The 25,504-nt window shown below is 52.2% G+C and carries 27 protein-coding genes; 20 read left to right on the forward strand and 7 right to left on the reverse strand.

The genetic code is table 11. The annotated features are described in order from the left end of the window. Window positions 1–101 precede the first annotated feature (101 nt). A complete protein-coding gene (locus FN082_RS02460) occupies window positions 102–584 on the reverse strand; it encodes a zinc ribbon-containing protein (protein ID WP_014228404.1) in 483 nt (160 codons plus the stop codon). Between the two features lie 226 nt (window positions 585–810). Between FN082_RS02460 and leuS the strand changes: the two genes are divergently transcribed. From leuS to lipA, 15 genes are all read left to right on the forward strand, one after another. Further along, a complete protein-coding gene (gene leuS / locus FN082_RS02465; protein WP_142981086.1) occupies window positions 811–3,393 on the forward strand; it encodes a leucine--tRNA ligase in 2,583 nt (860 codons plus the stop codon). A gap of 14 nt (window positions 3,394–3,407) precedes the next feature. Then, complete coding sequence (gene lptE / locus FN082_RS02470; protein WP_142981087.1) at window positions 3,408–3,998, forward strand: LPS assembly lipoprotein LptE; 591 nt, start codon at window positions 3,408–3,410, stop codon at window positions 3,996–3,998. After that, entirely contained in the window at window positions 3,998–5,029 is a 1,032-nt protein-coding gene (gene holA, locus FN082_RS02475) for a DNA polymerase III subunit delta (protein WP_142465307.1), read from the forward strand. Before lptE ends, holA begins: the two co-directional genes overlap by 1 nt. Then, window positions 5,022–5,672, forward strand: coding sequence for a nicotinate-nucleotide adenylyltransferase (nadD, locus tag FN082_RS02480; protein ID WP_180349559.1), 651 nt, complete (start codon window positions 5,022–5,024; stop codon window positions 5,670–5,672). The genes holA and nadD overlap by 8 nt, the downstream gene beginning before the upstream one ends. Before the next feature lie 46 nt (window positions 5,673–5,718). After that, entirely contained in the window at window positions 5,719–6,348 is a 630-nt protein-coding gene (locus FN082_RS02485; RefSeq protein ID WP_139538660.1) for an adenosylcobalamin/alpha-ribazole phosphatase, read from the forward strand. A 221-nt stretch (window positions 6,349–6,569) separates the two neighbouring features. After that, window positions 6,570–6,887 carry a ribosome silencing factor gene (rsfS, locus tag FN082_RS02490; RefSeq protein WP_004100162.1) on the forward strand — a complete coding sequence of 106 codons (318 nt, stop codon included), beginning with the start codon at window positions 6,570–6,572 and terminating at the stop codon, window positions 6,885–6,887. Between the two features lie 3 nt (window positions 6,888–6,890). Then, on the forward strand, window positions 6,891–7,358 hold the full coding sequence (gene rlmH, locus FN082_RS02495) for a 23S rRNA (pseudouridine(1915)-N(3))-methyltransferase RlmH (protein WP_004100160.1): 468 nt from the start codon (window positions 6,891–6,893) through the stop codon (window positions 7,356–7,358). A 27-nt stretch (window positions 7,359–7,385) separates the two neighbouring features. Further along, window positions 7,386–9,287 (forward strand): peptidoglycan DD-transpeptidase MrdA, encoded by a 1,902-nt coding sequence (mrdA, locus tag FN082_RS02500; protein ID WP_139538659.1) that lies wholly within the window; start codon window positions 7,386–7,388, stop codon window positions 9,285–9,287. Then, window positions 9,287–10,399 (forward strand): peptidoglycan glycosyltransferase MrdB, encoded by a 1,113-nt coding sequence (gene mrdB, locus FN082_RS02505; RefSeq protein WP_004100156.1) that lies wholly within the window; start codon window positions 9,287–9,289, stop codon window positions 10,397–10,399. Before mrdA ends, mrdB begins: the two co-directional genes overlap by 1 nt. Window positions 10,400–10,409: 10 nt before the next feature. Then, a complete protein-coding gene (rlpA, locus tag FN082_RS02510; protein ID WP_139538658.1) occupies window positions 10,410–11,510 on the forward strand; it encodes an endolytic peptidoglycan transglycosylase RlpA in 1,101 nt (366 codons plus the stop codon). Between the two features lie 142 nt (window positions 11,511–11,652). After that, on the forward strand, window positions 11,653–12,852 hold the full coding sequence (dacA, locus tag FN082_RS02515; protein WP_142463093.1) for a D-alanyl-D-alanine carboxypeptidase DacA: 1,200 nt from the start codon (window positions 11,653–11,655) through the stop codon (window positions 12,850–12,852). Window positions 12,853–12,958: 106 nt separating this feature from the next. Beyond that, complete coding sequence (gene ybeD / locus FN082_RS02520; protein ID WP_004100153.1) at window positions 12,959–13,222, forward strand: DUF493 family protein YbeD; 264 nt, start codon at window positions 12,959–12,961, stop codon at window positions 13,220–13,222. A gap of 98 nt (window positions 13,223–13,320) precedes the next feature. Beyond that, window positions 13,321–13,965: a lipoyl(octanoyl) transferase LipB gene (gene lipB, locus FN082_RS02525; protein ID WP_139538656.1), complete on the forward strand. Its 645-nt coding sequence runs from the start codon at window positions 13,321–13,323 to the stop codon at window positions 13,963–13,965. Between the two features lie 136 nt (window positions 13,966–14,101). Next, window positions 14,102–15,055, forward strand: a complete 954-nt coding sequence (locus FN082_RS02530; RefSeq protein WP_139538655.1) for a YbeF family transcriptional regulator — start codon at window positions 14,102–14,104, stop codon at window positions 15,053–15,055. Between the two features lie 187 nt (window positions 15,056–15,242). Beyond that, window positions 15,243–16,208 carry a lipoyl synthase gene (gene lipA, locus FN082_RS02535; RefSeq protein ID WP_139538654.1) on the forward strand — a complete coding sequence of 322 codons (966 nt, stop codon included), beginning with the start codon at window positions 15,243–15,245 and terminating at the stop codon, window positions 16,206–16,208. Between the two features lie 229 nt (window positions 16,209–16,437). Here lipA and tatE read toward each other — a convergent pair whose 3' ends face one another. After that, the gene (tatE, locus tag FN082_RS02540) at window positions 16,438–16,644 is read right to left on the reverse strand and encodes a twin-arginine translocase subunit TatE (RefSeq protein ID WP_041144572.1); all 207 of its coding nucleotides are present in this window, start codon (window positions 16,642–16,644) and stop codon (window positions 16,438–16,440) included. 127 nt (window positions 16,645–16,771) lie between these two features. Then, the gene (locus FN082_RS02545) at window positions 16,772–17,560 is read right to left on the reverse strand and encodes a deaminated glutathione amidase (RefSeq protein ID WP_142981088.1); all 789 of its coding nucleotides are present in this window, start codon (window positions 17,558–17,560) and stop codon (window positions 16,772–16,774) included. A gap of 91 nt (window positions 17,561–17,651) precedes the next feature. Between FN082_RS02545 and crcB the strand changes: the two genes are divergently transcribed. Next, window positions 17,652–18,035 (forward strand): fluoride efflux transporter CrcB, encoded by a 384-nt coding sequence (crcB, locus tag FN082_RS02550; protein ID WP_139538652.1) that lies wholly within the window; start codon window positions 17,652–17,654, stop codon window positions 18,033–18,035. Window positions 18,036–18,092: 57 nt separating this feature from the next. On the opposite strand, the gene cspE is transcribed toward crcB, so the two are convergent. Further along, window positions 18,093–18,302, reverse strand: coding sequence for a transcription antiterminator/RNA stability regulator CspE (cspE, locus tag FN082_RS02555; protein ID WP_004100146.1), 210 nt, complete (start codon window positions 18,300–18,302; stop codon window positions 18,093–18,095). A 195-nt stretch (window positions 18,303–18,497) separates the two neighbouring features. Next, on the reverse strand, window positions 18,498–19,073 hold the full coding sequence (pagP, locus tag FN082_RS02560; protein WP_180349558.1) for a lipid IV(A) palmitoyltransferase PagP: 576 nt from the start codon (window positions 19,071–19,073) through the stop codon (window positions 18,498–18,500). Window positions 19,074–19,351: 278 nt separating this feature from the next. On the opposite strand from pagP, the gene dcuC reads away from it, so the two are divergent. The 4 genes from dcuC (at window position 19,352) to uspG (ending at window position 22,806) form a co-directional block, all read left to right on the forward strand. Then, the gene (gene dcuC / locus FN082_RS02565) at window positions 19,352–20,725 is read left to right on the forward strand and encodes an anaerobic C4-dicarboxylate transporter DcuC (protein ID WP_142981089.1); all 1,374 of its coding nucleotides are present in this window, start codon (window positions 19,352–19,354) and stop codon (window positions 20,723–20,725) included. 92 nt (window positions 20,726–20,817) lie between these two features. Then, window positions 20,818–21,612, forward strand: coding sequence for a ribonuclease I (rna, locus tag FN082_RS02570; protein WP_142981090.1), 795 nt, complete (start codon window positions 20,818–20,820; stop codon window positions 21,610–21,612). A gap of 155 nt (window positions 21,613–21,767) precedes the next feature. Beyond that, window positions 21,768–22,178 carry a nucleoside diphosphate kinase regulator gene (gene rnk, locus FN082_RS02575; RefSeq protein WP_142467551.1) on the forward strand — a complete coding sequence of 137 codons (411 nt, stop codon included), beginning with the start codon at window positions 21,768–21,770 and terminating at the stop codon, window positions 22,176–22,178. 199 nt (window positions 22,179–22,377) lie between these two features. After that, the gene (gene uspG / locus FN082_RS02580; RefSeq protein ID WP_139538647.1) at window positions 22,378–22,806 is read left to right on the forward strand and encodes a universal stress protein UspG; all 429 of its coding nucleotides are present in this window, start codon (window positions 22,378–22,380) and stop codon (window positions 22,804–22,806) included. Between the two features lie 76 nt (window positions 22,807–22,882). On the opposite strand, the gene ahpF is transcribed toward uspG, so the two are convergent. After that, the gene (gene ahpF / locus FN082_RS02585; protein ID WP_139538646.1) at window positions 22,883–24,448 is read right to left on the reverse strand and encodes an alkyl hydroperoxide reductase subunit F; all 1,566 of its coding nucleotides are present in this window, start codon (window positions 24,446–24,448) and stop codon (window positions 22,883–22,885) included. Window positions 24,449–24,689: 241 nt separating this feature from the next. Continuing rightward, window positions 24,690–25,253, reverse strand: coding sequence for an alkyl hydroperoxide reductase subunit C (ahpC, locus tag FN082_RS02590; RefSeq protein ID WP_002894394.1), 564 nt, complete (start codon window positions 25,251–25,253; stop codon window positions 24,690–24,692). Between the last annotated feature and the right edge of the window lie 251 nt (window positions 25,254–25,504).

Here is a 25,504-nt window from a genome sequence, read left to right on the forward strand (position 1 = left end):
TATTCTTAAAATGAAAGCCAACATATTTATGAAATTTATATGACTTCCCAAATTATATTTAACCAGGCCCGATGCAATAAATACGCACCGGGCCTTATTTATTAGGGCTCGAATGGCCGACGCTGGAACTGATCGTGCCCACATTTTGGACAACGCGGCAGCACGTCCGGGGTATAAACAGGCAGATGGTAATGGCACTTCTCACATACCAGATTACCAAGCCCCACCACTTCACCACTGTGATAAACGCCGTGGTGGCTGAGATCCTGGAACACCTCCCGCCACTCAAGCTGGGTTTTGTCGGTGATATCCGCTAACTCCTGCCACAGACTCTCTTTGATCACTCGCATAAAAACACTATCGGTGAGCTCATCCTGGCTCTCTTCATAGCTGAGCGCAAACTCCTCAAGATCGCGTCTGACAGCACGAATAACGTTCTCGATTTCACTCTGCGTTAACTCGCCGGACTGGCTAATCTTGACCCTGGCCTGCTCCACCAGCGCGTCAATATCGCGTTCTCCATTGCGTAACCGCTCGCTGAGAGTTGACACCAGCTCTCGGTAGAATTGAGCAACCTTGTTCATCTTTTCGCCTCCGGTGTGGTTAACTTCTTCTAATAATAGACGTTATCTACACATTGCTCTGCCAGCCAGCCCGCAGACTCGCGAAATATTCTCTACCGCTTTCATCCATGGAAGTGTGTGAAAGGCTGTTTTGACGTTAGCGTTTGGGCTATGCTATGCCGATCTGAAATAACACATCCATTGGCTACACTTTGTAGCTGTATTGAAAACAGGACCACTGGCTGCCATGCAAGAGCAATACCGCCCGGAAGAGATAGAATCAAAAGTCCAGCAACACTGGGACGAGAAGCGTACCTTTGAAGTTACCGAAGACGAGAGTAAAGAGAAGTATTACTGCCTGTCGATGCTTCCCTATCCTTCTGGTCGACTACACATGGGCCACGTGCGCAACTACACCATCGGCGACGTGATTTCCCGCTATCAGCGTATGCTGGGAAAAAACGTGCTGCAGCCTATCGGCTGGGATGCGTTCGGTCTGCCTGCGGAAGGCGCAGCGGTGAAAAACAACACCGCACCGGCCCCGTGGACCTACGACAACATCGCCTACATGAAGAACCAGTTGAAAAAACTGGGCTTTGGTTATGACTGGAGCCGTGAAGTTGCGACCTGCACTCCGGAATACTATCGCTGGGAGCAGAAATTCTTCACCGAGCTGTATAAAAAAGGCCTGGTCTACAAAAAAACCTCTGCAGTTAACTGGTGCCCAAACGACCAGACCGTACTGGCGAACGAGCAGGTTATCGACGGCTGCTGCTGGCGCTGCGACACCAAAGTCGAGCGTAAAGAGATCCCGCAGTGGTTTATCAAAATCACCGCCTACGCTGACGAACTGCTGAACGATCTGGATAACCTGGATCACTGGCCTGATACCGTTAAGACCATGCAGCGTAACTGGATCGGCCGCTCTGAAGGCGTAGAGATCTCTTTTAACGTCAACGAGTATGCCGATAAGCTGACCGTCTATACCACCCGTCCAGACACCTTTATGGGCTGCACCTATCTGGCCGTCGCTGCGGGTCACCCGCTGGCGCAGCAAGCTGCTGCCAATAATCCCGCGCTGGCGACGTTTATCGACGAATGCCGTAACACCAAAGTTGCCGAAGCAGACATGGCCACGATGGAGAAAAAAGGCGTCGATACCGGCTATAAAGCGATTCATCCGCTGACTGGCGAAGCCATTCCGGTATGGGCGGCAAACTTCGTGCTGATGGAATACGGTACTGGTGCCGTAATGGCCGTTCCGGGCCACGATCAGCGCGACTACGAATTTGCCAGCAAATACGGTCTGAACATCAAGCCAGTTATTCTGGCTGCCGACGGTTCTGAACCGGATCTGTCCACTCAGGCAATGACGGATAAAGGCGCCCTGTTTAACTCTGGCGAATTCAATGGCCTGGACCACGAAGCAGGCTTTAACGCCATCGCTGACAAGCTGGCATCTCTCGGCGTCGGCGAGCGTAAAGTAAACTTCCGCCTGCGCGACTGGGGTGTTTCCCGTCAGCGTTACTGGGGCGCGCCGATCCCGATGGTCACTCTGGAAGACGGCACCGTGATGCCGACGCCGGAAGATCAACTGCCGGTGATCCTGCCTGAAGACGTGGTCATGGACGGCATCACCAGCCCGATCAAAGCCGATCCCGAGTGGGCGAAAACCACCGTTAACGGCCAGCCTGCGCTGCGTGAAACCGATACTTTCGATACGTTTATGGAATCCTCCTGGTACTACGCGCGCTATACCTGCCCGCAGTACGATCAGGGGATGCTGGACCCTGAAGCGGCCAACTACTGGCTGCCGGTTGATATTTATATTGGCGGTATCGAACACGCCATCATGCACCTGCTCTATTTCCGCTTCTTCCACAAGCTGATGCGCGACGCGGGCATGGTTAACTCTGACGAACCGGCAAAACAGCTGCTGTGTCAGGGTATGGTACTGGCGGACGCTTTCTACTATGTCGGCGACAACGGCGAACGTAACTGGGTTTCACCGAAAGAGGCTATTGTTGAACGCGACGAGAAAGGCCGGATCGTGAAAGCGAAAGATGCGGCAGGCCATGAGCTGGTCTATACCGGCATGAGCAAAATGTCCAAGTCGAAAAACAACGGTATCGACCCACAGGAAATGGTAGAACGTTACGGTGCAGATACCGTACGTCTGTTTATGATGTTCGCCTCGCCGGCAGATATGACTCTTGAGTGGCAGGAGTCCGGCGTGGAAGGCGCGAACCGCTTCCTGAAACGCGTCTGGAAATTGGTCTACGAACACGTTGCCGCTGGCGATGTTGTCGCGCTTGATGTGAATGCATTAAGTGAAGATCAGAAAGCGCTGCGTCGCGACGTACACAAAACTATCGCTAAAGTGACCGATGATATCGGCCGCCGTCAGACCTTCAACACCGCGATTGCGGCAATTATGGAGCTGATGAACAAGCTGGCGAAAGCGCCGCAGGAAAATGAGCAAGATCGCGCGCTGATGCGTGAGGCCTTGCTGTCTGTGGTTCGTATGCTCAACCCGTTCACTCCGCACGCCAGCTTTACGCTGTGGCAGGAGCTTGGCGGCGAAGGCGATATCGACAACGCTCCATGGCCGGTCGCAGATGAAAGCGCCATGGTTGAAAACACCACTCTGGTTGTGGTCCAGGTAAATGGTAAAGTTCGTGGTAAAATTACCGTTGCGGTGGATGCAACCGAAGAGCAGGTTCGTGAACGTGCTGGCCAGGAGCATCTGGTCGCAAAATATCTCGACGGTGTGACCGTACGTAAAGTGATCTACGTTCCGGGTAAACTGCTCAATCTGGTCGTTGGCTAAGCGCGGGAGGAAGCGTGCGATATCTGGCAACATTGTTGTTATCTCTGGCGGTGTTAATCACCGCCGGTTGTGGCTGGCACCTGCGTAGTACTACGGAGGTGCCGACCACGATGAAAACCATGATCTTCCAGTCGGGCGATCCAAATGGTCCATTAAGTCGTGCGGTCCGTAATCAGCTGCGTCTGAATGGGGTCGAACTGGTTGATGCCAGTACGTTACGTAAGGACGTTCCTTCTCTACGTCTGGAAGCATCGTCTATTCAGAAAGATACGGCATCTATTTTCCAGGATGGTCGTACTGCGGAATATCAGATGGTGATGACGGTAAACGCCAGCGTCCTGATCCCTGGTCATGATATCTACCCTATCACGACCAAAGTCTATCGCTCGTTCTTCGATAACCCGCAGGCGGCGTTAGCGAAAGATGCCGAGCAGGACATTATTATTCAGGAAATGTACGATAAAGCGGCGGAACAGCTGATCCGTAAGCTGCCGAGCGTACACGTTGCGGATGTCGAGGCCACCAAAGAGGATGAGAAGCCGGTCAATGCGACCCCAGCAACCTCAACCTCCGGCAATCGCGTCTCCACCACGCTGGGTAACTGATGATTCGGTTGTACCCGGAACAGCTCCGCGCGCAGCTCACTGAAGGACTGCGCGCGGCCTATCTGCTGCTTGGCAACGATCCTCTGCTGTTACAGGAAAGCCAGGACGCCATTCGCGAAGCCGCTGCCGCTCAGGGCTTTATCGAACACCATACCGCCACCCTTGATGCCAGCACCGACTGGCCCGCCCTCTTCTCTTTAAGCCAGGCAATGAGCCTGTTTTCCAGCCGTCAAACGCTGCTGCTGATCCTGCCGGAAAACGGACCTAACGCGGCAATTAACGAGCAGCTCGCCACGCTGGTCGGCATGCTGCATGACGATCTACTGCTGATCGTTCGCGGCAATAAGTTAACTAAGGCCCAGGAAAACGCTGCGTGGATGACGGCACTTGCCAGCCGCGCGGTACAGGTTAGCTGCCAGACTCCCGAATATGCCCAACTGCCGCGTTGGCTCGCCGCGCGTGCAAAGCATCATAATCTACAGCTTGATGACGCAGCCAGTCAGCTGCTGTGCTACTGCTACGAAGGAAATCTGCTGGCGTTGGCTCAGGCTCTGGAACGCCTGTCGCTTCTGTGGCCGGACGGTAAACTGACGCTACCGCGCGTTGAACAGGCAGTGAACGATGCCGCACACTTCACGCCTTATCATTGGGTTGATGCGCTGCTGGCGGGAAAGAGCAAACGCGTCCTGCACGTTCTGCAACAGCTACGGCTGGAAGGCTGCGAACCGGCTATTCTGCTGCGCACCCTACAGCGTGAACTGCTGCTGCTGGTCAATCTGAAGCGACAGTCTGCCCACACGCCGCTGCGTTCGCTGTTTGATAAACATCGGGTGTGGCAAAACCGCCGCCAGCTGGTCAGCGAGGCGCTCGCTCGCCTTAGCGCCGATCAGCTACGCCAAGCCATCACATTGTTGGCCCGTGCAGAACTTACCTTTAAGCAGGATTACGGACAATCCGTCTGGCCCGAGCTGGAAAGTCTCTCTTTGTTGCTCTGCCATAAAGCGCTGGCAGACGTTTTTATTGATGGTTGATATGACTCAGTTACAGGCAATGTACGGCGGCACCTTCGATCCGGTGCATTACGGTCACCTCAAACCGGTGGAAATTCTGGCCAACCAAATCGGCCTTAATAGAGTGACCATCGTGCCCAACAATGTACCACCACACCGCCCACAGCCCGAAGCCACCAGCGACCAACGCAGACATATGCTGGAGTTAGCCATTGCCGATAAGCCGCTGTTTATCCTCGACGATCGCGAGCTTAAGCGCAATACGCCGTCATATTCGGCGCAAACCCTGCGGGAATGGCGTCAGGAACAGGGGCCGGAGCAACCGCTGGCGTTTATTATAGGCCAGGACTCGCTGCTCACCTTTACCACCTGGCACGACTATGAAAGCATTCTGGACAACGTTCATTTGATCGTTTGCCGCCGTCCCGGCTACCCATTAGCCATGGCCAGCGAGAAGGATCAGCAGTGGTTAGATAAACATCTCACCTATGACGTCGAGCGACTGCATAGCGCCCCGGCAGGCGTCATCTATCTGGCCGAAACGCCATGGTTTGATATCTCTGCAACCCTTATTCGCCAGCGACTTGAAGCTGGAGAGTCCTGCGTCGAAATGCTGCCGGAGGCCGTTCTTAACTATATTCGTGAACAGAAGCTCTATTGCTAGCCTGATAACAAGGAAAGTCTCATAGACTCCTGTCGAGAGGGTCATTATGAAATTGTGGTTAGTTCGTCATGGCGAAACCGAGGCCAACGTCGCGGGTCTTTATAGCGGGCATGCGCCTACGTCGTTAACGGAGCGTGGTATCTGGCAGGCAAAAACGCTCGGGAAATTGCTGCAGGATGTTCCTTTCCAGCACGTCTTTTGCAGTGAACTTGAGCGTACTCAGTACACGGCCAGCCTGCTCCTTGGCGAGCGTGACATCCCTCGACAATCCTTTCCTGAGCTTAATGAAATGTTCTTCGGCGACTGGGAAATGCGCCACCACCGCGATTTACAGCACGAAGATGCGGAAAACTACGCTGCGTGGTGCGCCGACTGGCAGCACGCGACGCCGACCAACGGTGAGGGCTTTCAGGCGTTTACCCAACGGGTCTCCAGCTTTACGGCCACCCTTCCCCTATATCAGGAACTTAACCATCTGCTGATCGTTGGTCACCAGGGCGTTCTTAGCCTGTTAATTGCCCAGTTGCTCAACATGCCTGACTCGGCCATGTGGCACTTTCCCATCGAACACGGCGCATGGAGCGTTATCGATCTACAGTCAGATTTCACCACGCTGCGCGTACTAAATAGCCGTGCCGTTTGGCTTGCGGAAGAAGAATTGCGCGCAGACCATTGACAGAGCAAAGCAGGCTGTTATTCTCCGCAGCCAGGCTGCGCCCGCCATTTGAACTTTGCAGAAATTGTTTTACAAAAATGGCGATGCAATCCTTGGCGATGGATGGGATGATAGCCGCCTTCACCGCCCTTTTATCGACATTTATCCCGATTTAGCCACCAGTTCGGGTATACTGTCAGGCTGTTTATTGTAATCACTCTTCACACACCCAGGGGGAACTCTTGCAGGGTAAAGCACTCCAGGATTTTGTTATCGACAAAATTGATGACCTGAAAGGTCAGGACATCGTTGCCATTGACGTTCATGGCAAATCCAGCATCACAGATTGCATGGTTATCTGCACAGGCACTTCCACGCGCCATGTTATGTCCATCGCCGACCACGTTGTGCAAGAGTCTCGCGCCGCCGGTATGCTGCCGCTGGGCGTTGAAGGTGAAGCCGCCGCGGACTGGATTGTCGTGGATCTTGGCGACGTTATGGTTCACGTTATGCAGGAAGAGAGCCGTCGTCTGTACGAGCTGGAAAAACTCTGGAGTTAATGCGTGAAGCTGCACCTGGTGGCCGTTGGCACCAAAATGCCGGACTGGGTTCAGACCGGCTTTAGCGAATATCTGCGCCGTTTTCCAAAAGACATGCCGTTCGAACTGGTGGAAATCCCTGCCGGTAAACGCGGCAAAAATGCCGACATCAAGCGCATCCTTGAAAAAGAAGGAGAGATGATGCTGGCGGCCGCAGGCAAAAACCGTATCGTGACCCTGGATATCCCGGGGAAGCCATGGGATACGCCACAGCTGGCGCGCGAGCTGGAACGCTGGAAACAAGATGGCCGCGATGTCAGCCTGCTTATCGGCGGTCCGGAAGGCCTTTCGCCCGCTTGCAAAGCAGCAGCAGAACAAAGTTGGTCGCTTTCAACGCTCACGTTACCTCACCCGCTGGTTCGCGTACTGGTGGCCGAGAGTTTGTATCGGGCGTGGAGCATCACCACCAACCACCCTTACCACCGTGAGTAATGATGACCAGGGTAGACTAAGCAGCGAATGAAATTACAGAATTCTTTCCGCGACTATACGGCTGAATCCTCGCTGTTCGTGCGTCGGGCGCTGGTCGCTTTTTTAGGGATTTTGCTGCTTACCGGCGTATTGATCGCCAACCTTTATAACGTGCAAATTGTGCGTTATACCGACTATCAAACGCGTTCAAACGAAAACCGGATCAAGCTGGTCCCTATTCCGCCAAGTCGTGGCATTATCTACGATCGCAACGGTACACCGTTGGCGCTGAATCGTACGATTTACCAGTTGGAGATGATGCCGGAGAAGGTCGACAACGTTCAGCAAACGCTGGACGCCCTACGCGATGTTATCGATCTGACTGATGACGATGTGGCGAACTTTAAAAAAGAGCGCGCCCGCTCGCACCGTTTTACCTCCATTCCAGTGAAAGTTAACCTCAGCGAAGTGCAGGTTGCCCGTTTTGCGGTTAACCAGTACCGGTTTCCCGGCGTAGAAGTCAAAGGCTACAAACGCCGCTACTATCCCTATAACTCTGCTCTGACCCACGTTATCGGCTACGTCTCTAAAATTAACGATAAAGACGTCGATCGCCTGGATAAAGAGGGGAAACTGGCTAACTACGCCTCCACGCACGACATTGGTAAGCTGGGGATCGAGCGCTATTACGAAGATGTCCTGCATGGGCAGACCGGCTACGAAGAAGTTGAAGTGAACAACCGCGGCCGCGTGATTCGCCAACTGAAAGAGGTGCCTCCGCAGGCCGGACGCGATATCTATTTAACCCTCGACCTGAAGCTACAGCAGTATATTGAAACGCTGCTCGCCGGTAGCCGCGCCGCCGTCGTGGTGACCGACCCGCGTACCGGCGCGATTCTCGCGCTGGTCTCAACGCCAAGCTACGACCCCAACTTGTTCGTTGATGGCATCTCCAGCAAAGACTATTCCGGACTTCTCAACGATCCGAATACGCCGCTGGTCAACCGCGCGACTCAAGGGGTATATCCTCCGGCCTCGACGGTTAAACCCTACGTCGCTGTCTCAGCGCTCAGCGCTGGAGTCATTACCCGCAACACCAGTCTGTTCGACCCCGGCTGGTGGCAGCTTCCCGGCTCGGACAAACGCTATCGTGACTGGAAAAAGTGGGGCCACGGCCATCTTAACGTCACCAAAGCGCTGGAAGAGTCCGCCGATACTTACTTCTATCAGGTTGCCTACGACATGGGTATCGACCGCCTGTCGGAATGGATGGGTAAATTCGGCTATGGCCACTATACCGGCGTTGATCTCTCTGAAGAACGCTCCGGCAATATGCCGACCCGTGAGTGGAAGCTCAAACGCTTCAAGAAGCCGTGGTATCAGGGCGATACTATTCCGGTCGGCATCGGTCAGGGCTACTGGACCGCAACGCCTATTCAGATGAACAAAGCGCTGATGATCCTGATTAACGACGGTGTTGTCAAAGTGCCGCACCTGCTGCAAAGCACGGTTGAAGATGGCAAACCAGTACCCTGGGTTCAGCCGCACGAACCGCCGGTCGGCGATATTCACTCTGGTTTTTGGGAAATCGCCAAAGACGGAATGTATGGTGTAGCCAACCGTGGAAACGGTACTGCACATAAATATTTCGCCAGCGCACCGTATAAAATTGCGGCGAAATCGGGCACCGCCCAGGTCTTTGGCCTGAAAGCCAATGAAACCTATAACGCGCACCGAATCGCAGAACGCCTGCGTGACCACAAACTCATGACGGCATTTGCCCCTTATAACAACCCCCAGGTTGCCGTTGCAATCATTCTCGAGAACGGCGGCGCAGGGCCTGCAGTCGGTACCATTATGCGCCAGATTCTCGATCATATAATGCTGGGCGATAACAACACCAATCTGCCGAGTGAAAATCCGGCGGTCACGGCTGGGGAGGATCAATAATGACTGATAATCCGAACAAAAAATCGCTATGGGATAAAATCCATCTCGATCCGACCATGCTGCTTATCCTGCTGGCGCTGCTGACCTACAGCGCGCTGGTCATCTGGAGCGCCAGCGGTCAGGACATGGGCATGATGGAGCGTAAAATCGGCCAGATCGCCATGGGGATTGTTATTATGATCGTCATGGCGCAAATCCCGCCTCGGGTCTATGAAGGCTGGGCTCCCTATCTCTATATATTCTGTATTATCCTGCTGGTGGCAGTTGATGCCTTCGGCGCGATCTCCAAAGGCGCGCAGCGCTGGCTGGACCTCGGGATTGTCCGTTTCCAGCCATCGGAAATTGCCAAAATAGCCGTACCGCTGATGGTGGCGCGCTTTATCAACCGCGATGTTTGCCCACCATCGCTAAAGAATACCGCCATTGCGCTGGTGCTGATTTTCCTGCCCACGCTGCTGGTTGCCGCGCAGCCTGACCTCGGGACCTCGATTCTGGTGGCGTTATCCGGCCTGTTCGTCCTGTTCTTGTCTGGGCTGAGCTGGCGTCTGATCGGCATTGCGGTGGTGCTGGTCGCCGCCTTTATCCCCATCTTGTGGTTCTTCCTGATGCATGATTATCAGCGCCAACGCGTAATGATGCTTCTCGACCCTGAGACCGACCCGCTCGGTGCGGGTTATCACATTATTCAGTCTAAAATTGCTATCGGCTCCGGCGGCCTGCGCGGTAAAGGCTGGCTACACGGAACCCAGTCGCAGCTGGAGTTTCTGCCGGAACGCCATACCGACTTTATTTTTGCCGTTCTGGCAGAAGAACTCGGGCTGATTGGCGTGCTAATCCTGTTGGCGCTCTATATTCTGCTTATCATGCGCGGACTGTGGATTGCCGCCCAGGCGCAAACCACCTTTGGCCGGGTGATGGCCGGTGGTTTAATGTTGATTTTATTCGTTTATGTCTTCGTAAATATTGGTATGGTAAGTGGTATTTTACCGGTGGTGGGGGTACCTTTGCCGCTGGTCAGCTACGGGGGCTCAGCCCTAATCGTATTGATGGCCGGGTTTGGTATCGTCATGTCGATCCATACTCATAGAAAAATGTTGTCGAAAAGCGTTTAAGGGGTTCGCGATGCGTAAGCAATGGCTAGGGATCTGCATAGCAGCAGGACTGCTGGCGGCATGTTCGGGTGAAGACGTTCAACAGAAAACGGTCAGTACCCCGCAGCCGGCCGTTTGCAATGGCCCGACGGTGGAAATCAGCGGTGCCGATCCGCAGTATGAAACGCCTAACGCAACGGCGAATCAGGATTATGAGCGCGACGGCAAAAGCTACAAAATCGTCCAGGATCCGTCTAACTTTACCCAGGCTGGCTTCGCGGCAATCTACGATGCCGAACCTAACAGTAATTTGACCGCATCCGGGGAGGCTTTTGATCCCACGCAGCTTACAGCAGCCCATCCAACGTTGCCCATTCCAAGCTACGCGCGGATCACCAACCTGGCGAACGGCCGCATGATCGTCGTGCGTATAAACGATCGCGGGCCATATGGTAACGATCGCGTTATTTCGCTTTCCCGTGCGTCGGCCGATCGCCTGAATACCTCGAATAATACCAAAGTGCGCATCGATCCGATCGTTGTCGCACCGGATGGTTCGCTTTCCGGTCCAGGTATGGCATGTACAACCGTTGCCAAACAGACTTACGCCCTGCCTGCCCGCCCGAATCTTGATGGCGACGGCAGCGCGGCAATGGGCCAGCCAGAGCAAACTGACGTACACGCCATCAGCAACTCAACGCTGAAGCCAGAAGACAGCACCGGTGCGCCGGTAAACAGCGGTGGATTCCTGGGCGCGCCAACGCCTCTGAATAGCGGCGTACTGGAAGGTAGCGAACCCGTCGTGCAGACTGCACCGGTTACCGCTCCGGGCTCAGTACAGGGCAGCGTTGCGCCTGCCGTCGCCGCAACCGCTGCGGTGACTCCTGCCGCAACAGCAAGCGCCAGCGGCGATTTTGTCGTGCAAGTCGGCGCAGTGAGCGATCAGGCTCGTGCGCAACAGTATCAGCAGCGTCTGAGTCAACAGTTTTCTGTTCCAGGACGCGTCACGCAAAACGGCGCGGTATGGCGTATCCAGCTAGGCCCATTCAGCAGCAAAGCACAGGCCAGTACGATTCAACAGCGCCTGCAAAGCGAAGCTCAACTGCAATCATTTATTACTCGCGCCAACTAAAGGCATAGGACCTGTGCCCGCTGTTCGATGCGCATGACAAAGTCATTAACAAAGTCGTGCGCAATGTCGGATGCTGGTTCATAGTGCATTTGTTATAGTAAGGCACTTTTTTAACTCCATCACGGATGCCGTTGTTCAGACCATGAAGACCTCTTTTACCGCTCGTTTACTCGTTACGGCGCTCTCCGTGGCAGCGCTGTCCTCCGCTGCCCGCGCCGATGACCTGAATATCAAAACTATGATCCCAGGCGCCCCGCAGATTGACGCCGAATCCTGGGTTCTTATCGATTACAACTCAGGCAAAGTTCTGGCAGAAAACAACGCCGACTCTCGTCGCGATCCGGCAAGCCTGACTAAAATGATGACCAGCTATGTGATTGGCCAGGCTATGAAAGCGGGCAAATTTAAAGAGTCCGATCTGGTTACCGTTGGGAACGATGCGTGGGCAACCGGTAACCCGGTCTTTAAAGGTTCCTCGCTGATGTTCCTTAAACCAGGCATGCAGGTGCCGGTTTCCCAGTTGATCCGTGGTATCAACCTGCAGTCGGGTAACGACGCCTGCGTGGCGATGGCCGACTACGTCGCCGGCAGTCAGGATGCCTTCGTTAGCCTGATGAACAATTATGTTAACGCCTTGGGCCTGAAGAATACCCACTTCCAGACTGTACATGGTCTGGATGCAGATGGTCAGTTCAGCTCAGCGCGCGATATGGCGCTAATCGGCCAGGCACTGATCCGCGATGTACCGAACGAATACACCATCTATAAAGAAAAAGAATTTACCTTCAACGGTATTCGCCAGCTCAACCGTAACGGCCTTCTGTGGGATAACAGCCTGAACGTCGACGGTATTAAAACCGGCCATACGGACAAAGCGGGCTATAACCTCGTGGCTTCGGCAACCGAAGGCCAAATGCGCCTAATCTCTGCCGTAATGGGTGGCCGGACCTACAAGGGCCGTGAATCAGAAAGCAAAAAGCTGCTAACCTGGGGCTTCCGCTTTTTTGAAACCGTTAACCCGATTAAAGCCGGGAAAGAGTTCGCCTCCGAGCCCGCCTGGTTTGGCGATAGCGACCGCGCTTCCCTCGGCGTGGATAAAGACGTTTATCTGACTATCCCACGCGGCCGTATGAAAGACCTGAAAGCCAGCTACGTTCTGAACAACGCTGAGTTGCACGCACCGCTACAGAAAAATCAGGTCGTGGGCACCATCAACTTCCAGCTGGATGGAAAAACTATCGATCAGCGCCCTCTGGTCGTACTGCAGGAAATCCCGGAAGGTAATTTCTTCGGCAAAATTATTGATTACATTAAATTAATGTTCCATCACTGGTTTGGTTAAAAATCGAACGCTTGAAAGTGTGATTTACGTCCCCATATACTAAGTATCCAGATAACTCCCACAGGTCGTGGGAGTTATTATTTTTTGTTGTAACACCGGAGCTGACATGAAAACCAAACTTAACGAACTGCTTGAATTCCCTACTCCCTTTACTTACAAAGTGATGGGACAGGCGTTGCCGGAGCTGGTTGACCAGGTGGTTGAAGTGGTACAGCGCCATGCACCAGGTGATTACTCTCCGACGGTAAAACCCAGCAGCAAAGGCAACTACCACTCTGTCTCTATTACCATCAACGCTACGCACATTGAGCAGGTAGAAACCCTGTACGAAGAACTGGGCAATATTGAAATCGTGCGGATGGTGCTGTAAATAGATTCCCCGACCCGGCCCCACGCCGGGTCATTCTCTTTTCCTCGCTGTGATATACTCCCCTACTCAAGTTATTCTCTCTCTGCGGAGATGTTGTTTTGCAGCACAATAAAATCCTCATCCGCCAGCTCGGCCTGCAACCTTACGAACCTGTCTCGCAGGCAATGCATGAATTTACCGACACCCGCGACGATGCCACGCTGGATGAAATCTGGCTGGTAGAGCATCATCCGGTGTTCACTCAAGGTCAGGCCGGAAAAGCTGAACATGTTCTCGTTCCCGGCGATATTCCGGTGATTCAGAGCGATCGCGGCGGCCAGGTCACCTATCATGGCCCCGGACAGCAGGTGATGTACGTTTTGCTGAATCTGAAACGCCGCAAGTTAGGCGTGCGTGAACTGGTCACTCTATTAGAGCAAACCGTCGTGAACACCCTGGCGGAATATGGCATTGAATCACACCCGCGCGCGGACGCCCCCGGCGTCTATGTTGGCGAGCAAAAAATCTGCTCTCTGGGTCTGCGCATTCGTAAAGGTTGCTCATTCCACGGCCTGGCGCTGAATATCAACATGGATCTGTCGCCGTTCCTGAGAATTAACCCCTGCGGTTATGCCGGGATGGAGATGACGCAAATGCGCCAATGGCAGCCTGATATTCGTACAGAAATCGTTGCCCCCAGATTGGCCGCTAACCTACTAGCGTTGTTGGATAATCCACCTTACGAATACGTTCCAGCCTGTTAATTATCTCGTCCCGCTACTGCGGGGCGTCAAACTCTCCCTCAAGAACGCAATAAGTTTCTACTTTGCAATCTATTATCACGAATCAAATAATTGCGACCGCTATAATGGAACTAATCATCACTAGCGGAAATATCGAGTGAAAGAAAATAACTCTCGCGCTGAACCTGGCGATCAGCATGACGATCATCATGGTCGGCAGATGTTTCGTATCCTGCGTAATATTGATCTCAATTTACTGACTATTTTTGAAGCGGTTTACGTACATAAAGGTATCGTTAACGCAGCAAAAGTACTTAATATCACGCCGTCCGCAATTAGTCAGTCAATCAACAAACTGCGCGCCCTCTTCCCTGACCCGTTATTTATTCGCAAAGGCCAGGGCGTTACGCCAACGGCTTACGCTACACATCTGCATCAGCATATTAGTCAGGGAATGGCGGCATTTCTTAATGCTCTGGATTTAAGCGGAAACACACATCAGGAGCGCGTCATCACCATCGCCACCTCTCCAGCGATTGGGACACTGCTGATGCCGGTTATCACCAAAAAATTACGCAGCGCCTTTCCTCAGGTTTTGCTGCACAATATCGCCATCAATGACGCTGCCAACCAGTTACACCAGCGCCAGGTTGATCTGATGATTGACAGCTTCGCGCATGGCGGACAGGGGATTACGCACCATGTATTATTTCAGGATACCGTGCACATATATTGTCGGACAGGTCATCCGGTGCTGCAAATGCCGACAACCGCAGAAAACCTTCGCCAATATGAATTCGCGTTACTGCAACCTGAGCATCATCGCTATGCGGCAATTCTTCGTCGCTTACAGGAAGAGTTAGGTGAACGTCGCTGCGGTTTCAGTAGCTACAATCTGTTAACGCAAGCCGCACTGGTCAGCGAGAGCGACATGCTGGGGTTGATAACTTCCGGGATGTTTTCCCTGGTAGAACGAATTTGGCCGTTAAAAATACTTGATTTCGCTCCTTTACGAGAAGAAAGAGTCGATATTTCGCTACATTATAACAAGCTCAGTGCGCAGGAACCCTTGTTGAAAGAGATTGTCGAGACCATTCGCCAGGCTTTTTAGGTAATAAGGCACGGGAGGGAAAAGCATAAAACAACAACTATTTTACAATTTGCCCGGCAAGCAGGCTGCTTTATCCCCCGTATCAATGATATACTGCCTGCGTTTAATTCAAAAATAGTTGATAAATACAACATTTACTTGAATTGATTCGCTTTCCTTCGTCACTCGCAACTGGAACACGCACGCTATGAGTAAACCCATTGTGATGGAACGCGGTGTTAAATACCGCGATGCCGATAAAATGGCCCTTATCCCGGTGAAAAACGTGGCAACTGAGCGTGAAGCTCTGCTCAGAAAACCGGAATGGATGAAAATCAAACTTCCGGCTGACTCGTCCCGTATCCAGGGGATCAAGGCAGCGATGCGTAAGAACGGCCTGCACTCCGTGTGCGAAGAAGCCTCTTGCCCTAACCTCGCGGAATGTTTTAACCACGGAACGGCAACCTTTATGATCCTGGGCGCAATCTGCACCCGTCGCTGCCCGTTCTGCGATGTTGCCCACGGCCGCCCGGTTACACCGGACGCTAACGAACCACAGAAGCTGGCACAAACCATCGCCGATATGGCTTTGCGCTATGTGGTCGTAACCTCCGTGGATCGCGACGATCTGCGTGATGGAGGCGCTCAGCACTTCGCCGACTGCATCAGCGCTATTCGCGAAAAAAGCCCGTCGATTAAGATTGAAACCCTGGTTCCTGACTTCCGCGGCCGTATGGATCGTGCGCTGGAAATCCTCCAGGCGACACCGCCGGATGTGTTTAACCATAACCTCGAAAACGTCCCTCGCCTGTATCGTCAGGTTCGCCCGGGGGCCGATTACAACTGGTCTCTGAAGCTGCTGGAGCGTTTTAAAGAAGCGCATCCAGAGATCCCGACGAAATCAGGCTTGATGGTTGGTTTAGGCGAAACCAATGCCGAAATCGTTGAAGTCATGCGCGATTTGCGCCGCCATGGCGTCACCATGCTAACTTTAGGCCAGTATCTGCAGCCCAGCCGCCATCACCTGCCGGTACAGCGCTATGTTAGTCCGGATGAGTTTGAAGAGATGAAAGCCGAAGCAATGGCGATGGGCTTTACCCATGCCGCATGCGGCCCGTTTGTTCGTTCGTCCTATCATGCTGACCTGCAAGCCAAGGGCATGGAAGTGAAGTAATCCCTTCCCCAACCGCAGCGTTTATTTTTAGCGCTGCGGTCTGTTCTGCCCTTGCTTACTCTACGACTCAATGAAAAGCCCAACGCGGTAACAGTTAGTTGCATCTTTTCTGGCAAAATCGCAAATTTGTGACAAAAAAGAGGGCCGCAACGCTCAACGCTGCGGCCTCTTTGCCGACCCGGTTATACCAGTCGGCAATATGCCCCCGTCACTGGGGACACATCGTTAATTACTCTTTATGAGAGAGCTTCTGTGCCGGAGTTTCTTCTTCTGCACTGGTCTTTTTCGCACTATCATCGTCATCGTTCATGGCTTTCTTGAAGCCTTTGATAGCCGAGCCCAGGTCTCCACCCAGCGTGCGTAATTTTTTGGTACCAAACACTAAGATAATCAGCGCTGCGACTACCAGCAGTTTGGTAATACTAATCTCACCCATAGCTAACCTTCTTCTCTAATACAAGCTGCGAATACGCCATCATACACGTATACAATTAACGGCTATTTGACGCGCGGACACAATAGCAATCTGTAACAAGGTGAATCAAGCCTTGTTTAAAAAAACGTCATAATAATTGCGGTGGCGCAAATCGACGATTCTGCAACACCGGCAAGCGCTCTCGCACCTGCTGAAGATAATCGGCTGAAAGCTCGGCAAAAATCAGCTGCGGCTGCTCCCCCGCCCCGGCAAGAGTCGTCCCCAAAGGATCAATGATACGACTCTGACCAATATTACGCGCCCCACACTCTCCTGCTGCGACAATATAACAGGTCGTATCCAGAGCGCGAGCCGCCAATAGCGTCGCCCAGTGATGTTCTTTCATCGGCCCCTTCACCCACGCGGTAGGTAACACGAATAGCTGCGCGCCGTTGAGCGCTAACGCCAGTGCCAGCTCAGGGAAACGTAAATCGTAGCAGGTCATCAGCCCGACGCGCATCCCTCCCACCTCAATAAGCGGTGGAACGTGTTCCCCAGCATCGACCAGCCGGGATTCCTGAATGTTGAAAGCGTCATACAGATGCAGTTTTTGATATTGCGCAATAATCTTACCCTGACGCAAAGCCACCAGCGTGTTAGCTGCTCGCCCCGCGACTGAGGGCACATGCAGGGTCAGTACCGTTGTCAAATCGTTATTCCGGCTTTCCGCCAACAGAAGCTGTAAAAAACCGCCATCCAGTGACTGAGCTGACTTAACCGATAAATCCGCATCGTTATCATCTCGCGCCAACAGCGCCTCAGGTAAAACTAAAAGCGCCGCGCCCCGATCTGCGGCCTGGTGCATCATGCCAACGCAGGTCTGTGCATTAGCCACCCAGTCCGGCGTTACGACAAATTGTCCGGCAGCAACAAGCATCTTTTTTCTCCCATCTGGTAATTCATAGCCAGCAAGGTATTTCGCGCGCTACACTCGAAGTTTAGTATCAACCAATAAACAGGAAATGACCGTGTTGCAACTCCTTTTGGCTGTGTTTCTTGGCGGCGGCACCGGCAGCGTTTTACGCTGGTGGCTGGGCATGAAGTTTAACCCAATGCACCATGCCATCCCCATTGGTACCCTCACCGCTAACCTTTTAGGGGCTTTCATTATCGGTGCCGGTCTGGCCTGGTTCAATCGCCTGACGGATATCGATCCGATGTGGAAACTACTCATTACCACCGGCTTTTGCGGCGGGCTGACCACCTTCTCCACTTTTTCCGCTGAAGTTGTATTTTTACTGCAGCAAGGACGTTTCAGCTGGGCGTTGCTAAACATTCTCGTCAATTTACTCGGCTCATTTGCCATGACGGCCGCTGCATTCTGGTTGTTTTCTCACGCTGCCAGCCGCTAGCCGCAGGCAAAAAAAAACCCGCTAATCGCGGGTTTTTATATTCTACTGACGCGTTGCTTAGATAGGCATTACGTTTGCAGCAGAAGGGCCTTTGGCACCGTTAGTGATTTCGAACTCTACGCGCTGACCTTCAGCCAGAGTTTTGAAACCGTTGGACTGGATTGCAGAGAAATGTACGAATACATCTTTGCTGCCATCTTCCGGAGTAATGAAACCGAATCCTTTGGACTCATTAAACCACTTAACGTTACCTTTAATCTTAGACATCAAAATTACCTTTATATGAAAAAATCGACACTAATACTGTGTCGGGTATCAGTACACCAATTGTGGTACCTTTTGTCCAGCGCAACTTTGCTAAAAAGTGATAAAAGTCTCTATCTTTTTGTACGCTGTTCACTTTAGTCTTTGTTTTTCCACAAGACAGTGCGCTTATCTCTTTTATCACTATGAAATGCCGCATTAAAACTGAATGCGCGCCCATGCAAAGTAAACGTTACCGTTGTTGTAGGTACCCGGTATATAGGTCATCTGGAACGTTGCAGGGCCGTAACCGATGGAAGCCAGAGGCAGCACTACCGGAATCGGGATATAATTCCAGTTATCACGCGCCGTCACGCCAAGGGTGTAGCCTAAACCAAGGTGGAAGTTGTCGTCAGCCAAAGGACGCCAGGTTTTCTCCCAACCATAGCCGCCGATGGGCTCCCATTTATTATAAGAGTCTTTGAAAGCCATGAGATAAATGCCATGCCAGTTCCCTTTTTCGTCCCATCGGGAGACGCCAAAACCAGCTCCCCACGGGCGTTCGTTGTACCTGTCAGTTTTCTCTTTGTCGTAAGCGAAACGGGCATGCCACGTCACCGCTGGGATATAGAGATCGTAATGTTCAGGCTCATTCCAGGTCTGTGCGACGTTATCGGTCAGCGTGTTATAGCCGTCGCGAAGCGTTGAGCTAAACGATGCGTTAGCGTAAGCGGATGAGAACAACAGGCCCAGGCAGCCAAGAAAAAACCATGTAAATCGACGTAGCATTAACACTTCTCTATTACCAATATCATTTTTAAAACGAAGTAAGATAGCAAAGATAATCTTAATACTACCTTAACGGAATAAGGCAAACTCTTGATTTATACGGTACAAGAATCTGAAAATCGTCACCCCTTACGTTTTTATAGCACCGACATGCAATGATTCTCATCGATTTATTGATTTGCATCAGCGAGTTCCGTCCGTTTTTTAGGCACATTCGCTCACTTAATTTTTCCTTCGCTTCATTTATCAGCAGATTCTTTGGGTTAATGGTTTAGGGGTACAGAATGCTTACGCTAGTAGAGATCCTTATTGGGATTGTGGTCATTGTGGGCGTCGCCCGCTATATCATTAAAGGCTATTCCGCCACCGGTGTGCTGTTCGTCGGCGGTTTAGTATTACTCATCGCCAGTGCGCTGATGGGACATAAGATTTTACCTGGCGACGCAACGAGTACCGGTTATTCCGCGACCGATATTGTTGAATACATCAAGATATTGCTGATGAGCCGCGGCGGCGATCTCGGCATGATGATTATGATGCTGTGCGGTTTCGCCACCTATATGACGCACATAGGCGCCAACGACATGGTCGTGAAGCTTGCATCAAAACCGCTGCGCTATATTAACTCTCCTTATCTATTGATGATCGCCGCTTATTTTGTTGCCTGTCTGATGTCGCTGGCGGTCTCCTCAGCAACAGGTCTCGGCGTACTGCTCATGGCGACGCTGTTCCCGGTAATGGTCAATGTTGGCATCAGCCGCGGTGCTGCCGCAGCGATTTGCGCCTCCCCTGCGGCGATTATTCTCTCCCCTACTTCTGGCGATGTCGTTTTGGCCGCCAAAGCCGCCGAAATGCCGTTGATTGACTTTGCTTTTAAAACTACGCTCCCCATCTCTATTGTGGCCATTATCAGCATGGCAATCGCCCACTTTTTCTGGCAACGCTATCTGGATAAAAAAGAGAACGTGGTTCACGAAATGCTTGATGTGAACGAAATTACCACCACAGCCCCAGCCTTCTACGCCATCCTGCCGTTTACGCCGATTATTGGTGTACTTATTTTCGACGGGAAATGGGGACCTGAGTTGCACATCATCGCGATTCTCGTTCTCTGTATGCTGCTGGCCGCGGTTCTGGAATTTTGCCGTGGCTTTAACACTAAAAATGTATTCAACGGGCTGGAAGCAGCCTATCGCGGTATGGCTGATGCATTCGCTGGCGTGGTCATGCTGTTGGTTGCCGCCGGTGTCTTTGCCCAAGGGCTGAGTACCATTGGCTTTATTAACGGACTGATCTCCATAGCCACATCGTTTGGCTCCGCTAGTATCATTTTGATGCTGGTCCTGGTCATTCTGACCATGCTGGCGGCGATGACGACGGGTTCTGGTAATGCCCCATTTTATGCTTTCGTTGAGATGATCCCGAAGCTGGCACACTCTTCCGGCATCAACCCCGCCTATCTTTCCATTCCGATGCTACAGGCATCTAACCTCGGCAGGACTATTTCACCAGTATCTGGTGTTGTCGTCGCCGTGGCAGGAATGGCAAAAATATCACCGTTCGAAGTGGTAAAACGGACCTCAGTCCCGGTTCTGGTTGGCTTATTGGTGGTTATTATCGCCACCGAGGTATTAGTCCCCGGCAGCGCAATCCGCTAACGTTGAAACCCCGCGAAAAGGCGCCTGCTGGCGCCTTTTTTATGCTTTAATAACTCAATGTTATCAATGACCATCTGTCATCAGGAATAAAAATGTTCAGGAAGGATTTCGTCGCCATTGCTCTCTTGCTCGGTACGACTCAAGTCAGCGCGGATCCGCTGATCGCAACGCAATACGGCGATTTTGACCGCTACGTACTGGCCCTCTCCTGGCAAACAGGGTTTTGCCAAAGCATGCAAGACCGCAACCGCAGCGAGCCGGAAGAGTGTCGATTGCAGCAAGAACGCAGCAATAAAGCTGATTTCCTGACCGTACACGGGCTATGGCCCAGCTTGCCCAAATCCATCGCGGCGCGCGGTGTCGACGAGCGGCGCTGGATGCGCTTTGGCTGCGCGACACGCCCTATCCCCAATATGCCGGAAGCCAAGGCCGGGCAAAAATGCCAGGCAGCGGAAACGGGCCTATCACTGGAAATGGCGAATAAACTTAACGGCGTAATGCCGGGTTCTGGTGGTAATTCATGTCTTGAGCGTTATGAATACGCCAAGCACGGGATCTGCTTTGGTTTTAATCCTGACAACTATTTCGGTGCTATGGTACGCCTGAACGCTGAGATCAAACAAAGCCCTTTGGGCACCTTCATGGCGAAACACTATGGTCAAACGATTAGCCGGGATGGCTTCAACGCTGCGGCTGCAGCTGCCTATGGAAAACAGAACGTTAAGGCGTTCAAACTGACCTGCAACGGCAATCCCGCCTACCTGACTGAGATGCAAATCTCGATCAAAGCCACGGCGATCAATGACCCTCTTTCCACTGATTCTTTCTTACCCCAGCCCCATCCGGGAAACTGCGGTAAGCAATTTCTGCTGGATAAGGCTGGTTGAATTTCATACAACCCAGCTATCATTCATCACTGAATGTGCGTTTAATCACTTCAAACCATCACCAAGTCTCAGTATGATGAGTGGACATTAACCCTTGCCATTTTCGGTGAGGGTTTTCTTTTACGGACAGGTTCCTGGATAACATGGAGTATGCGATGACCAGACCCGCAATCATCATTAATGAACTTGATGCAGAACGCATCGACAGGCTGCTGGAACAACCTGCGTTCGCCAACTCACCGGTCGCGAATGCATTGAACGACGAGCTTGACCGCGCGCAAATGCTGGCTCCAGAAGCCATGCCGCATGATGTTGTCAGCATGAACAGCCAGGTCAGATTCCGCGATTTAACGACGGGTGAAGAACGCATCCGCACGCTGGTTTTCCCGGCTCAGGCCACTGATAGCGCCACTCAGTTGTCGGTTATGGCCCCGGTTGGCGCCGCCTTGCTAGGACTCAAAGTCGGCAGCGCCATTCACTGGGAATTGCCGGGTGGTACCTCAACGCACCTCGAAGTGCTGGAGCTGCTGTATCAGCCGGAAGCCGCTGGCGATTTCCACCGTTAATCTCCCCACTGCCTGAGGCGCTTTGCGCTTTATCCAGAGGATGTAATCACATCCTCTTTCTGCATCTTTCACTCCCCTCTTCTCTTTTGACAAACTTTTACGCCACATGCCATCCGATCTGACAATTTTGCGACCTGAATGGCACAATACTTTCCTATAATATGTTGATATAGAAGCAGACGAACAAGGAGGAATGCATATGTATAAAACAATCATTATGCCCGTTGATGTCTTTGAAATGGAGTTAAGCGATAAAGCCGTTCGCCATGCGGAGTTTTTAGCCCAGCAGGACGGGGTTATCCATCTTCTCCACGTACTACCTGGATCATCAAGCTTCACAATGAGTCGTTTCACCGCCGATCTGCGCCGTTTTGAAGAGCATTTGCAACATGAAGCAGAAACGCGCCTGCAAACGATGGCCGGGCATTTCAGCATTGACCCGTCGCGAATCAAAATGCATGTCCGCTTTGGTAACGTGCGAGATATGGTCAATGAACTGGCAAATGAAATTAAAGCCGATGTGGTGGTGATAGGTTCGCGCAATCCGTCAATCAGCACGCACCTGCTTGGATCTAATGCCTCAAGCGTGATACGCCATGCTCATATTCCTGTGATGGTCGTTAGATAACATTATTGAGGTAAAAAAAAGAGGCTACTCCAGGTAGCCTCTTTGCTGTGCAGGTTTAGTCTTACTTTATTATGAATTATGCGGTCTTAGTGCGAATCAGGTAGTCGAATGAGCTAAGCGAAGCTTTCGCACCTTCGCCAGTGGCGATAATAATCTGTTTGTACGGTACCGTCGTGCAGTCGCCCGCAGCGAACACGCCCTTCACGTTGGTTTCACATTTCGCATCGATGATGATTTCACCCATGCGGTTACGCTCAATCGCGCCTTCCAGCCAGTTGGTATTCGGCAGCAGGCCTATCTGCACGAAAATCCCGGACAGCGCCACGTGATGCTCGTCGCCGCTCACGCGGTCACGGTACTGCAGACCGGTGACTTTGCTGCCGTCGCCTACCACTTCCGTAGTCTGCGCGTTAAGAATAATATCTACATTCTTCAGGCTACGAACTTTGTCCTGCAAAACCTGATCCGCTTTCATCTCCGGCGCAAACTCAAGCAAAGTCACGTGTTCAACTACGCCTGCCAGATCGATTGCGGCTTCCACGCCGGAGTTACCACCGCCGATAACCGCCACGCGCTTACCTTTAAACAGCGGGCCGTCGCAGTGCGGACAGTAGGTCACGCCCTTCGTGCGATACTGATCTTCACCCGGAACGTTCATGTTACGCCATTTAGCACCGGTGGCAATGATAACGCTACGTGCTTTCAGCACCGCGCCAGAAGCGGTCTCAACCTGATGCAGGCCGCCTTCAACTGAAGCAGGAATCAGTTTAGAAGCGCTCTGAGAATCAATAACATCAACATCGTATTCGCTGACGTGCGCTTTTAACGCGCCAGCCAGTTTCTGGCCTTCCGTTTTTGGTACTGAGATATAGTTTTCGATATCAACGGTATCCAGCACCTGGCCGCCAAAGCGTTCCCCCATCAGACCGGTACGAATGCCTTTACGCGCAGAGTAAACGGCCGCAGCTGCGCCGGACGGGCCTGAGCCGACAATTAACACATCATAAGCTTCACGTTTATTCAGCTCTTCGGCCGCACGTTTTTCCGCACCAGTATCGACTTTGGCAACGATCTCGGTCAGCGTCATACGACCCTGACCAAATTCCTTACCGTTCATAAAGACCGCCGGTACGCCCATCACATTGCGCTCGGTGATTTCATTCTGGTAGGTTCCGCCGTCAATCGCCGTATGCTTAATACGCGGATTCAATACCGCCATCAGGTTTAACGCCTGAACCACATCCGGGCAGTTGTGGCATGAAAGCGAATAATAGGTTTCGAATTCAAAATCACCATCAATGTCGCGGATTTGCTCCAGCAAAGACTGCGCTTCTTTTGACGGATGACCGCCGGTCCACAGCAGGGCCAAAACTAAAGAGGTGAATTCATGCCCCAGTGGAGAACCAGCAAAACGCGGCCCCTGGTGAGAACCTGGGTTGGTAATGAGGAATGACGGCTTACGTACCGCCAGGCCATTATCCTCCTTGAAGGTGACTTTATCTGACAGTTCAGCAATTTCAGCCAGCAGTTCCCTGATTTCTGCCGATTTAGCGCCGTCATCCAGCGTGGCAATCAGCTCAACAGGTTTGGTCAGCTTCTCAAGATAGGCCTTGAGCTGGGTTTTCATGTTGGTGTCGAGCATTTTTAATCTCCTGGGCTTAAAACATCATCATGCAAGCGGCCTCGTTCAGGCAGCCTGAATGCGCTTGCATTATGGTGCTGGAATAAAACGGGTGCGGCGCACCCGCTTGAGGATTAATTCGCCAGTATTTCGCGTTACAAGAAGGCCGCAAGCTTATGAATCCCCGGGAGCTTACATAAGTAACTAACCGGGGTGATTAAGCGAAGCCAACGCACTTGTAGCGTGAAAGGCGCTGCGAATTTTAGATCTTACCAACCAGATCTAAAGAAGGAGCCAGAGTCGCTTCGCCTTCTTTCCATTTAGCCGGGCAAACTTCACCTGGGTGAGAAGCTACATACTGAGCGGCTTTGATTTTACGCAGCAGATCAGATGCATCGCGGCCGATACCTTCAGCGGTAACTTCGATAGCCTGGATAATACCCTGTGGGTCAACAACGAAGGTTGCACGATCTGCCAGACCTTCATCTTCACGCATGTTGTCGAAGTTACGGGTCAGGGCGCCAGTCGGGTCGCCGATCATCGCATATTTGATTTTCGCGATAGTTTCAGAGCTGCTGTGCCACGCTTTGTGGGTGAAGTGGGTATCAGTAGATACGGAGTAAACGTCTACGCCCAGCTTCTGCAGTTCTTCATAATGGTCCGCCACGTCACCCAGTTCAGTCGGGCAAACGAAGGTGAAGTCAGCCGGATAGAAGAAGAAGACGCTCCAGCGGCCTTCAGTATCTTTCTCGGTTACTTCGATGAATTCACCGTTTTTGAACGCCTGGTTTTTAAAAGGTTTGATTTTGGTATTAATTAAGGACATCTATACTTCCTCCGTGTTTTCGTTGAGGTCTAAGTTAACGAATTTTTCCTGACTCGACCAATGCGTTTGCATTATCGAATCAATAAGCGTTATCTAACAACCGTAACAAGACAACTTTGTGAACCGGTCAACGCGATGGCAAGCTTCCGCCGCTTTTCGCATTTTATGTGCTGAAAAGTAAAAAGGCCGCCCTTTCAGGCGGCCCCATTACCTGAAATACCCGCAGGTAGGTTCAGCGCCAGCAAGCTGGC

Origin of the sequence: Klebsiella spallanzanii, assembly GCF_902158555.1 — a bacterium.
Taxonomy (GTDB): Bacteria; Pseudomonadota; Gammaproteobacteria; order Enterobacterales; family Enterobacteriaceae; genus Klebsiella; species Klebsiella spallanzanii.